This window comes from Mycobacterium heidelbergense, assembly GCF_050205645.1.
In the GTDB taxonomy this organism is placed as follows: domain Bacteria; phylum Actinomycetota; class Actinomycetes; order Mycobacteriales; family Mycobacteriaceae; genus Mycobacterium; species Mycobacterium heidelbergense_A.
In genome coordinates this window covers 1-13353 of record NZ_JBNMQT010000032.1, presented here as the reverse complement: position 1 = coordinate 13353, position 13353 = coordinate 1, and the positions used below count along the sequence as shown (strand labels likewise).

4 protein-coding genes and 1 pseudogene are annotated in these 13353 nt (G+C 65.8%); 3 read left to right on the top strand and 2 right to left on the bottom strand.

Annotation, left to right across the window (positions count from 1 at the left end):
- Positions 1-7: 7 nt before the first annotated feature.
- Entirely contained in the window at positions 8-7642 is a 7635-nt protein-coding gene (locus tag ACQI5H_RS23050) for a SpvB/TcaC N-terminal domain-containing protein (protein ID WP_427081607.1), read from the bottom strand.
- Between the two features lie 315 nt (positions 7643-7957).
- On the opposite strand from ACQI5H_RS23050, the gene ACQI5H_RS23045 reads away from it, so the two are divergent.
- The 3 genes and pseudogenes from ACQI5H_RS23045 (at position 7958) to ACQI5H_RS23035 (ending at position 11906) form a co-directional block, all read left to right on the top strand.
- The gene (locus ACQI5H_RS23045) at positions 7958-9319 is read left to right on the top strand and encodes an ABC1 kinase family protein (RefSeq protein ID WP_427081606.1); all 1362 of its coding nucleotides are present in this window, start codon (positions 7958-7960) and stop codon (positions 9317-9319) included.
- A gap of 5 nt (positions 9320-9324) precedes the next feature.
- Positions 9325-10735, top strand: a pseudogene (locus tag ACQI5H_RS23040) (ABC1 kinase family protein).
- Positions 10722-11906 carry a cytochrome P450 gene (locus ACQI5H_RS23035; protein ID WP_427081605.1) on the top strand — a complete coding sequence of 395 codons (1185 nt, stop codon included), beginning with the start codon at positions 10722-10724 and terminating at the stop codon, positions 11904-11906. The pseudogene ACQI5H_RS23040 and the gene ACQI5H_RS23035 overlap by 14 nt, the downstream one beginning before the upstream one ends.
- A gap of 46 nt (positions 11907-11952) precedes the next feature.
- Here ACQI5H_RS23035 and ACQI5H_RS23030 read toward each other — a convergent pair.
- Positions 11953-13353: AAA family ATPase (locus ACQI5H_RS23030; protein WP_427081604.1), on the bottom strand; the 1401-nt coding region annotated here is incomplete at its 5' end.

The window sequence follows — 13353 nt, the reverse complement described above, 5'->3', positions numbered from 1 at the left end:
TCCCGTGTCAGAATCCGAGTTTGTCGATGAGGAACCAGGCGATCTTGTTTTCGTTTTTGTAGGCAGGTTTGTTCGGGTCGTTCGGGATGATCGCCGAAACCAGCTTGTCCTGAGCATCGAGCGCGTGACCGATCCCATTCGAGGGTGAAAGGTCCACGCCGAACGCGGCTTTCGACGCTTTCTCGATGCCCTTATCGGCCAGTCCGCCCAATGTGTAGCCGCCGGCAAAGGCCTCGCCGACCGGACCGAAGTAGACGGCCCCGCCGGCGACGAGATCACCGGAAGCGACCAGCCGGTCGGTGTTGTTGTTGGCGGTGGCCAGATCGACGGCGGCGGTGGCAACACCTAGCGGTTTGGCCACTTCCCCAACGACTCTGGCGACCGGCGCTATCACCTTAACGACCGGTTTGGCGACCTTGATGGTGCCGCTGACCACCTTCGTCAACGCGCCCGCTTCCTTGGCGGCGGGGGTCAGGGTCTTGGCGGCCGGGGTGACTGTCTTGGCCAGGGTAGTGATCGACTTGGCGTCCTGGGCGACTTCGCTGGACTTGGCCACCACACTGGCGTCCTTGGTGACAGCCGACAGGGTCGCCGCGTCCTTGGTCACCTCGGCTGCTTTCTCAGTGTTCTTGACGTCTTTGACGACTTCAGCGGCCGCCGCGGTGTCCTTACTGACGTCGGCCACGCCACTGGCGTCCTTGGTGACTTTCGCGGCCGTTTGCGCGCCCGCAGCCGGGGCCGCGGTATCCACCGTTCTGGTGACCGTGGTGGCGTCATTGGCGGTCTCGACCGCTTTGGTCGCGCCGGCCGATTCGGCGGCTGTGACGTCAGCGGTCTTGATCGCCTCGGGCGCCGGGGCGGCGCTGCTTGGCGCGGGGGCAGGGGCAGGAGCGGCGGCGGGTGCGGCCGGCGGCGGTGGCTGGGCGGGCGCTTTGCTGACTCCCTTTTTGGCCAGCCACTCATCGAGCTGCGCGCTTTGACCATACGGGTCACCCCGCGGTGTCGGCTGCTGGCTGACTCCGGGCAAGCTGAGCTGCTGGCCGGGCGGGGCCGCGGGAAGCGGTTTCGGTGCCGGCTTGGATGCTTGCCGGGCTACCCAGTCCTGTGCTTCCTTGCTTAGTGTCAGCCCTGTCCTGCCTTTTTCGCTCCAGCCCAGCGAGGGCACCGCGGGAGGTCTTCCCGTCAGGCGCGGGCCCTTGATCGGCCACTTTCCCTCGGCGGTGCGGACAAGCGAACCGGCTTTTTCGGTCGCCGCTTTGATGACTTTGTCCGCGGCGGCGCGGGCGCGATTGTAGTAGCTGCTCTCCAGCGTCACCTTCGAGATTTCGCCCGGCCGCTGCACGCCGTATGGGCGAGTGGGTGGGTGGCTGATGTCGTATTCTTTTGGCCCACCCAGCATTCGATGCAGTGCCTTGAAGTAGTCCTTGACTTTCTTGGTAGCTTTCCACTCGCCGTAGGTCGCACGCACGTCGACCGCCCACTTGTTCATCTCGCTGAACCACAGTTGCGGATCTTGGTCCAACGCCGCCAATCCGCTGGGATCGCCCCGTGACGTCGGGTTGTTCGCGGCGTAGCTGTAGCGGTTGACACCGTCGATGAGGCCGGCGGGATCGGGACTGAGCCAACGGCCCAGCCAGCACATGTAGTAACGCGCACCCGCGGCGTAAAGCCCTGTCTCGGTGTCTTTTTCCTTACCGAGGTAGCGGTAGCGTTTGGTGCTGATCGCCGCAGCGCCGCGCGCCAACCACAACGAGGTGGTGCCGAAGGGGTGGTATTCCTCGTAGGAGATGACCGCCCCGGTTTCGTCGCATTCCAGCGCGCTGGACCCGATGAGGTCGCTGTACTGGTAGCGGGTGCGCGGGCTGGTGTCGAAGCCGGGGTGATCGGTATCGACGGTGACGGTTTCGACCAGCGCGATGTCGCGGCGGCCACCGGAGATGCGGATGGTGCGTCGTTCGAATACGAGCACGTTGGAGCGATACCGGCGAAACAGTTCGTAGTCGCCGAGATAGATGCGTTCCTCGCGCAGGTCGCCGATGCGCTGCCATATTTTGCGGGCCCGGTTACCGGCGGCGTCGTAGTTCAGGGTGAGGGTTCCGCCGCCGCCGAGGTTGACCCCGACTAGGCGGCCCGCGTGGTTCCACGTCAGCGACGACATGTTCGGGGCGGCAATGGTATTGCCGCCGGCGTCGTAGCTGAAGGTGGCCGAGTAGGGACCGGCGTCGGGGTTTCCCGGGAGTTGGTGGGCAGCAAGGCGATTGGTGCCGGGTGTGTATTGATAGCGGCGCGTCCAGCTGTTGGTTGTGCTGGTGTGACCGAAGGACACGATGTTGCCGACTTGATCGTAGGTGTAGGTCTCGGTGTAGTTGCGTAGCGCGTGGGCGTCGTTGGGGTGCGGCAGCGGGGGCAATGCTGGATCGGCGGCATCGGGCTGGACGCCGAGGCTGGAGTGTTCACGGCCGGTGGCGGTGCGCAACTGGTATGCGGGGTCGTAGGTAAACAAGGATCCAGGGGCGACCACCGCGCCATCGAAGAACGTGGTTTGCGTTGCGCCGTCTTGGATTTGCACGACGTTGCCCACCGGGTCGTAGGTGTATTGCAGCTGCTGGATCACGTTGGCCCCAGCGCGCGCGTTGAGGGCAACCGGGCGGCCCGAATCGGGATCGAAGACGTGGGTGATCGATACCCCGTTGCCGTGGTTGATCGCGATGCGGCGCCGGCGCGCGTCGTAGTCGACACCGGTCAGGATCGCCGTGTCCGCCGCCGCGCCGGCGTATCGGGCGGTGATCGTATTCAGGCCGCCGATGCTGTAGCCGAACGTGATGCGAGTTCCATCAGGGAGGGTCTGTCGCACCGCTTGACCAAGCGCGTCGAATTGACCTGTGGTGGTGAAGGGTTCGGGATCGAGCAGGCCCGCGGTGGCGGCGTCTATGTGCGCCAGCGGAAGCCCCCCGGCGGGGCCCCAATCCGGTGGATTGGCAGCGGCCAAGAGTTGGCGGGTTCCCACGATGAGGTTGCCGGCCAGGTCGTAACGGTCGGCGCGCGAGTAGCCGGCTTCGTCGTAGCGGCGGTGTATCTGCCCGACGAGCATGCGGGCTTGTGCTTGCGGGTGCGCTTCGCCGTAGATGGTGAGCTCGGCGAGCCGGTCGATGTTCGAGCCGGGGTCACGCACCAATAGCTCGATGGGCCGTCCGAGCAGGTCGTAACGGGCCGTCACGACGTGGCCGTCGGCGGTGAGGTTGCGGATTTGGCGGCCGGCGGCATCAGGCAAGGCGACTTGGGTGCCGGAGTCGATGCTGTCGGTGCGCACCAGGCGTCCCGCAGCATCGCGCAATTGGGTGCCGACGCGGATGCCGCGCGCGTCGTGGACCTCGCTGATCTCGCCGGCGAGATCGAGGCTGTGGCGGGTTTCGTAGACGCCGTCGGCGCCGTTGTCTTCTCGGATACGCACAAACCGGCCCAGCGGGTCGCACAGCTGCACCAGGACGGTGTTGGCGTGGGCGAACGCCAATGTGGCCGCGCGCTGCTCGGCGGCGGTTGCGGCGCCTCCGGGCTGGCGTTGGGCATACCAGGTGCTCGATGCGACGGTGTCGTTGCGGTCGGCGTTGACCTGTTGCCAGGGTCCGATGGTGACAGTCTCCAGCGTTCCATCGGGGTGATCGACGCGGATGAGCCGCCCGAGCGGGTCATAGGTGCGCCGTTGCAGGACAGCGTGTTTGACGAGGGCGCCGGCGGTGTCGAAGCTCGAGTCGACCGCGAAGTAGGGTTCGTATTGTTCGACCGGTTGGCCTTTGTTGTCGAACACGGTGCGGCCGGTGCCGATCCAGCGCGGGTCGGGTGTGGTGTCGACGCTGATGACCCCGCCGGCGCCGTCATCAGCCCAGGCCTGTCCGGGTTCGCACGATGTTTTGGTCATCGCGATGCGGCCGAAGCCGTCGACGAAGAGGCGTTGTTCTCGCCACGGACCGTTAGCGGCGCCGTGATTGACGCGGATGGCCGAGTGCGACCAGGCCGGCCCGGTCCCGGTGTGCCACGCGTCGGAGCCGTAGGTGTAGATCGCTCCCGGTAGCGCGTCTGGGTCTCCGCTTTGGTCGGGTGCTTGTCGCCACGATCGGCTCACCCGCCCGAGCGGGTCGAATTCGACCCGTTCGACGATGTTGTTGGCGTCGGTGAGCGCGGTGTGCGCCAAAATCGTGTAGTCGTTGGCGGCCGTGGTGGTGTTCATCGACAACGGTGCTGTCGTCGACGCGCGAACGACGGTGACCAAAAGATTGTGCGCGTCGTATTCGACCTCGGCGGTGTTACCGAAGGGTGTGGTGTGGCTGACCGGCAGATACAGCGCCGCCGGGTTGTAGCCGCGGATGCCGTCGCTGGCCCACCACAGGCCATCGATGAGGGCATATCCGCCATTGCCGGTCAGTGTCGCCTGATCGGCGAGTGTGGCGAAAACGTCAGCGACCAGGGTGGGTGTCATCGCGAAGCGAAGCACGCGGCGTACCAGCGCACGCCGGCCGAGTTGGCCCGCCGGCAGCGGGGTGGACACGGCGTCATCCCAGTACTCGTAGCGCGTGGCGGCCCGCAGCCTGCGCTGTCCGACTCCGGCGGTGGTCGGTTCGACGTAGTCGCGTTCGGCCAGCGTGGGCAGCAGTGCTGCTAGGCCGTCAGGGGTGTAGCGGCCAACGGCTGCCGGTACTGGCACGCCGGTGATTTCGTACTCGCTGCTCGCGGTCGTCTCCGAAACCCGGAACGCGTCGACGGTATCGAGGCTCGCCAACTCGGTGAGCGTCCACGTCATCAGCACCTGGTTTTGTTCGTCGATCTGCGGTACCCGCCGCGGGTAGGCAAGACTGACCGTCGAATTCGGGGTGCCGTGATCGTCGGTGCCCAGCGTGAGGTCGTGGGTGAGGCGTGGATCGTCGGTGGTTTGTTCGTAGTGGGCGGTCAGCGTCTCGAGCGGCTCCACGCGGAAGACGGCTGGCCATGGTCCCTGGCGCGGCTGTAATTGGCGCACACACATCCGTGTCTGCGTCACGACCACCGGGCCGGTGGCTGCGCCGTCATCGACATAGGTTTCGGCCCGAACCTGCCTGCCGGCGAAGGCGCGCGCGGACTGCTCGTACTCGACACCGCCGCTGATGCCGATCCGCTTGGTCTGATCGAGCCGGATCGCGTGCGGGTCTTGGGTGAACACGTCATATTGCTGGTCGCCGGGCCGGCCCAGAGCGAACCATTCGCAGCTGCGCACCGGCGGCAAATCGAGCGGGTCGCCCCCGGCGGCCAGCGTTTCGGCGTCGTGGGTTTCGGCGTAGCCGAACCCGCGGGGCTCGCGCTCAACTGGATCGAAATAGGCGTCGCGGTACAGGTAGCGGGTCACATGCGAGGTTTGCGATACGTCATCGTCGGCTTGCACTCGGGACACCACGACCGCGGCGCTGCTGGTGGTGGTGTGCCAAGGCCGGCCCGCGCGCCGCGCGGCGAGCTGTTGGCGCGCCGAGGTGTCATAGGAGAAGGTGGTGCGCGCACCGAGGTTGTTGACGATGCTGCTGAGTTGATGAGGGCGCCCGCCGACAGCGAGGTCCAAATAGGCCGCGGTGGGTCCTGCGGGTGCGGAGCTGGTCCACACCAATGCGGGGGTGCCCGTGCCGAGGATGTCAAGCACTTGCAGATCGGCGAGATTGTCGACCGGTGGTAGCGGCATCACGGTCTGCGGGTCGCTCCAGGAGGTGCCGGAGTTGTTGCGCCACAGCGTGATCGCGCGGTCACCGAGATAGATCAGGTCGGCGGTGCCCGAGGCGTCGATGTCGGCCAGTCGGATTCGGGTGCCGTCGAAATGGTCTGGCCGGTCGAGGGCCAGTGTGCCGGTCATGGTGATGCGGGCCCCGTAGCGGCCCCAGCCGAGGTTGGGCCAGTAGTTCACCCCAGCCAGACCCACCCGGACCAGATCGGGGAGCCCGTCGCCGGACATGTCGGCGCTAAACCAAACGTGGGCGGTGTCGTCGAGCGGGGGGCGCGGCCCCGCCGCCTCGGTGCCAGCGGTCGGGATCTTCAACCGGGGCCCGTAGCCGGCGCGCCCGCGTGAGGTGGTTGCGCTGATCTCGTCGGCGCTGCGCACGACCAACTCGGGTAGGCCGTCGCCGGTCAGGTCGATGCGCTGCAGTCGCGGGTCGGCGAGGTCGATGACGGCGCGGGTGTCGTAGGGCTGGTAGCGGTCCCAGCTGTGATCGGGTTGGCGGACCGAGGACCCGGCGAGCCCGCTGGTTTCGGCGGCAACACCGATACGGCCGGTGCCGTCGACGTCACGCAGTCCGGTCAGGCCGCCGGCGCCGGTGGGGGGTAGCTCGTTGACGCGTCGCGGCGGCTCGAAAGTGCCGTCGCCGCCCGGGCGCTGATACCACCAGCCGCCCGGGGTAGTCGTCAGTACGCCGGGCAGCCCGTCGCTGTCGAGGTCAACGAAGCGGATGTGGGCGCCGTCGTGCATCGAGGTGATCGCCAGGTCGTGGACGTGTGCACCGATCTGGGGGTCGATGTAGCCGAATTCCAGTGGCGGCAAAGCAAGTTCGTCGTAGTCGGCGCCGTTCCACTTGTATCCGACTTGGCGCAGAGAGCTTAGCCGCGACAGTGTGGCGTCGTGGCCAAGCTCAAGTGAACGCACGAGCCGCGGTGTCGGCCCCGGTCCGAGGTCGGCACCGAAGTCGTGGAAGATGAGCAGTCGCTGGCACAGTCTCCAGGTGCGAACCTCGAAGCCGGCAGTGTAGGTCGAGTACGCGTCGGGCCGGGCTGGCCACGACCGGGTTTCGGTGGGCGATAGGTCGTGTTCTCCGTAGTCGACGACGACCATCATCGTGGTGCTGGTCGGATCTGCGGGCACGGCATTGCCGTAGCGGATGCGTTTGAGGTAACGGTTGGCTTGCGGCAGGGCGCCCGCGGCCAGGCGGTGCGCCTCACCAGGTTGTGACGCCACATTGGCGGTGTCCTCGCGTTTGTATTCGTAGATCGCTACGTTGCCGCAATCGTCATGGACCTCATCGAGTAGCCACTCGAACACGCGCCGGCCGGAGGTATCCGCCGGGTCACTGATGCGACTGTCAGCGGTGCGACCGAAAAGACGTGTGACGTTTCCCGAGTCGGTGGTCCGCCAAAACGGCACGCCGGTGTCGGCGGGTACGCATTGTTCGATGCGGGTATGGGTGTCATCGCTGCGGGGACGAAATCGCCGCACCAGGTGTTGTGTGCCGTCGATCAACTCGGTGTGCTCGACTGCGCGCCACCCGCCGGCGCCGTCGCTTTCAAGCTGGGGCACAAGGTCATCGAGGCCGGCCAGCCCGAAAATATCGGAAGAGTTGTAACGGGGAAGTTGCTTGCTGGTGCGCCGGGTCACCGACGGCACCGACAGCCCCCAACCGAAACCGTAGGGCGAGCGGCCAGCACCATTGCTGTAGTTCAGCGTCAGCGCGGCAGCGCTTGCGCCGCGGCCCGGGCTTGTCGCGATCGGCACCGAAACCGACAGCGCGCCTGTTTGGGTGCTAACACTGTAGTGCTCGCCGAGGCCATGTGCGGCCAGCCCTCCTTTGGGCAGCTGGGCCATGGGAAGGAAGGCGGCGTCGGCTTGCGAGCCAGGCGGGACGGCCGACGGGGCACGCACGATTAAACCGCGCCTAGCTGTGGTGGCGCCGGCCACCAGACGCTGGACTTAGACAGGACGAAATATCGCCCGGATACGCAAAATTGGGCGCTGCCGACTTGGCTTGCTGTTCCGCCAGTCTGTCGCACGGCCACCCCCAAAATAGGAGCGTCACACCCGAAGAATGACTACGATAAACCCGTGATTACGGGGCCGTCAATAACACTGGTCGGCCCGCCCGGTGAATAACGGCCACTCGCGGATCGGCGTGGAACGCGGCTCCGCAATGAGCGGCATCAGCAAGCGTCCGGTACCGCAGGGAGGATTCGCCGCACCATGCCGTTAGCCGGGTTCACCGCGCGCGCTGCTGGTGGGCGGATGGTGGCGGGCCTGCGCGAGAAGTCGGGCGATGCCGGGGCGGTGGACCGTTTCCATGAGCGCACCGCCGAACGGTATGCCCAGCTGCTGGGGCACTCCAAGGGCGTGTTGATGAAGGCCGGCCAGATGTTTTCGATGGTTGACCCCGGTGCTGTGGGCGATGGCGAACTGTCGCCCTACCAGAGGGCGCTGACCCGGCTGCAGGCTGATGCACCGCCGATGGACCCTCAGCTAGCCAAAGAAGTCCTGCAGGCTGATCTCGATCGCCCCGTCGAGGAGCTTTTCGCCAAGTTCAGTGACGAGCCGATGGCGGCGGCCTCGATCGGACAAGTCCACCATGCGGTGCTGCACGATGGCCGCGAGGTTGCCGTGAAAATTCAGTATCCCGGTGCCGCAGAAGCGATCCGCGACGATCTGGCCAACTCAGAATTGCTGACCACCTTCTATCGATTCGCGGCTTCGACATCAGGTGCCACGGTGCCTGATCTGCGGTCTTCGACAAAGGAGATTGCGGCGCGTATCTCAGAGGAGCTCGACTATCGTCACGAAGCCGCCAACATCACCGCGTTCAGCCAGCTCTATCGGGACCATCCCTTCATCCACATACCCGAGGTGATTTACGAGGCGTCCGGCGACCGGGTACTGACCATGACCTATCTCGAGGGAATGGACTGGGCCGCAGCACAACAGGCCGACCAAGAGCTCAAGAACACCTGGACCGAGGTGATCTGGCGATTCGTCACGGGTTCGATCCGGCACGGCAATCTTTTTCACGCCGATCCCCACCCGGGCAACTACCGCTTCGGTCCCGATGGGCGGGTCGGCTTCCTTGACTTTGGCTGCGTGAAGGTCGTGTCCGAACAGCTACGCCGCAACATCGTCGCTCTGGCTCGGGCGATGCTCGAGGGACACAAGCACGACGTGCGCGAGCTGATGGTCGCCATCGGGTTTTTCACCAGCGACTCCACCATCACCACCGAGGAGGCCTACCAGTGGTACGCCGACATCTTCTATGAAGTGCTTGCACCCCAGCCCGTCACCTACCTGCCCGACACCGCGCAACGGGCCATCCGCGCCTTCATCGACCTCCGCTCACCAGACCACGTGGTCCGTCGCATGTCGATCCCCGAAGACCTAGTGTCCACAACCCGGATCAATCTCAGCGTCAACGCAATCTGCGCGGCATTGCGCGGAACCGTTCACATCCGCGCACTGGTCGACGACCTCGACGGGGCGGCCGAGCCAATCACACCGCTGGGCAGGCAGCACGTCGCCTGGGTGCGCCAGCGTGGCCTGCCTTTCGGGCTGGATCTGCAATGAGTGGTATCAGCAAGCGCCCGGTACCGAGGGGAAGAATTCGCCGCACGATGCCGTTGGCCGGGTTCACCGCGCGCGCGGCGGGCGGGCGGATGGTAGCCGGTGTGCGCGAGAAGGGCGGCAACGCCGGCGCGGTGGATCGCTTTCACGAGCGCACCGCCCAACGCTACGCGGAGTTGCTCGGTCACTAAGGGCGTGCTGATGAAGGCCGGCCAGATTTTCTCGATGGTCGACACCGTTTCGATTGGCAATGGCGAGTTTTCGCCTTACCAGAGGGCGCTGGCCCGGTTGCAGGCCGATGCGCCACCGATGCACCCGCAGCTAGCCGAAGAAGTACTGCGCGCAGATCTCGGCCGGCCCGTCGAGGAGTTGTTCACAGAGTTCAACGGCGAGCCGACGGCGGCGGCCTCGATCGGACAGGTCCACCACGCGCTTCTGCACGACGGCCGACGGGTCGCGGTGAAGATCCAGTACCCGGGGGTAGCAGAGGCGATTCGCGATGATCTGGCCAACACCGAACTGCTGACGACATTCTTCCGATTCGTATCTGCGGCATCAGGTATCACGATGCCTGACCTACGCCAGGCAACGCGCGAGATCGCCGACCGCATTTCCGAGGAAATCGACTACCGGCACGAGGCGGCCAACATGACCGCGTTCAGCGAACTTTACTGCGATCACCCGTTCATCCGCGTACCCGAGGTCGTCTGGGAGACATCCGGTGGTGGGGTGCTAACGATGACCTATCTGGACGGACTGGATTGGGCCGCCGCACAACACGCTGACCAGGACCTCAAGAACATGTGGGCAGAAGTCATCCACAGGTTCTTCATCGGTTCGGCCCGCCACGCCAATCTTGCTCACGCCGATCCTCATCCTGGGAACTACCGCTTCGGGCCAGACGGACAGGTCGGATTCGTCGACTATGGCTGCGTTACCATCCTGCCCGAACACTCGCGTCGCAGATGGGTTGAGGTTTTTCGAGCGGCCATTGAAAGGCGCAAACAGGATTTACACGACCTGATGGCCGAAACCGGTTACTTCGCTGCCGATTCCACCGTGACGGCCGACGAAGCCTACCAGTGGTTCGCTGAATTTATTTCTGAGTGGCTCGTCCCTCAGCCGGCCACTTATGCGCTGGACGCTTCACATCGCACCATCCGCAACATGATCGATGTGCGCTCACCTGACCACCCTGGTCGTCGTATGTCGGTTCCTGACGGCTTCGCGCTGTTCCCCCGGGTCACCATCGGCCTCGCCGCGATATGCGCCATGCTGGGAGCCACTATCCACGCCCGCGCGATCACCGATGACATGGACGGGCTCGCCGAGCCGATCACGCCACTGGGAAAACAGCACATCGCCTGGGTGCGCCAGCGTGGCCTGCCCTTTGGACTGGAGCACCATGAGCACACCTAAAACCACGACCGCGCCACGGCTTCCGTGGAATCCCGCAGACCCCTACCCGTTTTACGAACAGCGTCGCCGCGACGGCGACGTGGTGTGGGACGACACCGCGCAGGCCTGGCTGATTCTCGGCTACCACACCGCCCGCCAAGTGCTGGGCGAACCAGGTTGGACCAGTGATCCTCGCGTCAACCCCAATACCCGCGCGGCGATCGATCCCCTCGGCTCGGACATGGTTGATCGGTCGATGCTGCTCACCGACGCAGCCAACCACCGCCGTCTGCGCGACTCAGTGCGTGACGTATTCACACCCTCGTTTATCACCGGCCTGACCGACGGCGTCCAGACGATTGCCCGGAGCGTGATCGACTACCCCGCGGTGGGCACGCGATTCGATTTCATGGCCGAGATTGCCCTGCCGCTGCCGCTGACCGTGGCAGCCGAGTGGCTGGGACTAGACCCGGACAATGCCGATCTACTGCGCGCCGAGTCACCGGCGATCATCCGCATGCTCGGTGCGCTGGCCCACTCGCAGGAAATCAACGCCGGCGCCGCGGCATTCGCCACGTTAATCGCCGAGTTCTTGCCCCTGGCCGCCGACCGCAGAGCTCACCCCGGCGAAGATCTGCTCAGCTTCATCGCCGCCGATCCCGCATTGGAACTTGACGACGTCGTCATCACGGCAATCCTCATCGCCGTCGCCGGCCACGAGACCACCGCAAATCTCCTGGGCGCCGGGATCATTCGACTCCTGCACCCAAGCACGGACGGCTCCCGAATCATCGACAACCTCGACCCGACCGACCCGACACTACTCAACGAACTGCTACGACTCGATGGCCCGGTACAAGCAACCGCCCGCACCGCCACCCAGGATCAGCGCATCGGTGACGCGGCAATCTCCGCCGGCCAGCAGGCCCTCGTCGTCATCGCGGCCGCCAACCGTGATCCGACTGTCTTCGAAGAACCGGACCAACTTCGCCCAGACCGTGGCGGACCTGCACCGCTGGCATTCGGCTACGGAGCGCACTACTGCCTCGGTGCAGCCCTGGCGAGACTGGAAACCACCGTGGCCCTGCGCCAGATCCTCACCCGCAACCCCGAACTCGTCGGCCCCGCCACCTGGCGCGACACCCCCGCTATCCGCGGACCACTCAATGTTCCAGTCGTTTTCAACAATTAACCGCCCAATTGCGGGCTCTTTTAAGGTGTTTGAATTCGCCGCGCGGTTAGAGTTCGTGGCCGTAGCCGCGGCCTTGGTCGCGGCGGGGTGCGCGGGACCGGTCTTGTTCGGCGATCGTATGCAATCGGGTTGTGGTGTTGGCGATGTCGCGCAGTTTGGCGAGGACGTGGTTGCGTTGGCGCAGTAGTTGGGTGGCGCGGCTTTGGTCGGGGCTGGCTGCGTTGGTGGTGGCGAGGTGGTGTTCGACGCGGTCGATGGCGGTGCGGTGGTGACGTCGGTGAGGGCCGGGTGTGCCGAGGTGTTGGGTGTGGGGCAGCTCGTTGGTCAGGACGGTGAGCAGGGTGTGGGCGGGGTGCTGCTCGCCGGGGGTGATGAGTAGGAGTTTGGTGTTGGTGGCAGTGGCGCTGTGTGCGAGCCAGCGCAGTTGGGCAGGGGTGAGGGCGTGGGCGTCATCGACGATGAGCAGGCTGCCCAGTGGCGGGCTGTGGCGATTGTCGGTCAGGTCGGCGCGGTAGGTCTCGATGGTGGCCGTGGTGTCGGCGTAGGGACGCTCAGTGTCGGTGCTGGCGCTGGTGAGCGCCAGGACGGGTTTGTCGTGGTGGTGGGCGGTGTCGGCCAGGGCCGCCAGTGTGGCGATTTTGTCGGCGCCGTGGTGCAGGTGAAGCAGTTGGACGCTGTGAATGCTGGTGGTGATGGCGCTGACGGCGCGGCGGTGCTCGTCGTCGAGGCTTTGAAGGGCGGCCGGCGGTGGGGTGTACATGGCGGCGAGGCTGGTGGCGCTGGCCGCTTGCAGGAACTCGACTTCGTCTTGCAGTTGGTGCAGGTCGGCGCCGAGATCGTAGGTGTGGATGGGGGTTTCGGCTAGTGAGCGCGCGGCGGCGGCTTCGGCGCGGGCGAGTTGGTTCTCGAGGTCGCGAGCGTGGCGGCGCACGGCGTTGAGGGTTTCGGTGTCGGCGCGCAGTGCTTGAGCGCGCCGGTCGTGAAGGTGTTGTTCGGTGACGATGCCGGTGACGCCGCCGGCGGTGTCGATGAGTTGATCGCGGGCCGTGTTGAGGCGATCACGGGCGGTGCGCACTGCGGTGTCGACTCGATGGGTTTGTTGGCTGACGTCGGTGTGGTGGTCGCGGTAGCGGGCAGCGGCGTCATGTTCGCCGCGCTGGGCGGCCGCGGTGATGGTGGCGTCCAGTTGGGCGAGCAGTTGGCGATGCAATTCGGCGGTGTCTTCGGCGTGGACCCAGCGGGCGTGGGCGGTGGCGAGGGCCTGCTGGTAGGGGCGCTGCTGTGCCAGGCGGCTGTGGAGCTGGGCGAGTTCGGTGGCGGCGGCGCGTTCGGCGGGCCCACCGCCACCGGTGAGGATGGTCTCAGCGAGCTCCCGGGCGTGGTGGTGGGCGGCCTCGCGGCGGGCGCGTAGGGCGGGGATGTCGATGTCGTCGACGCGGGCTGGTGC

Coding starts and splice junctions, on each gene's coding strand:
- ACQI5H_RS23045 (WP_427081606.1), top strand. CDS start 7,958: ATGCCGTTAGCCGGGTTCACCGCGCGCGCTGCTGGTGGGCGGATGGTG.
- ACQI5H_RS23035 (WP_427081605.1), top strand. CDS start 10,722: ATGAGCACACCTAAAACCACGACCGCGCCACGGCTTCCGTGGAATCCC.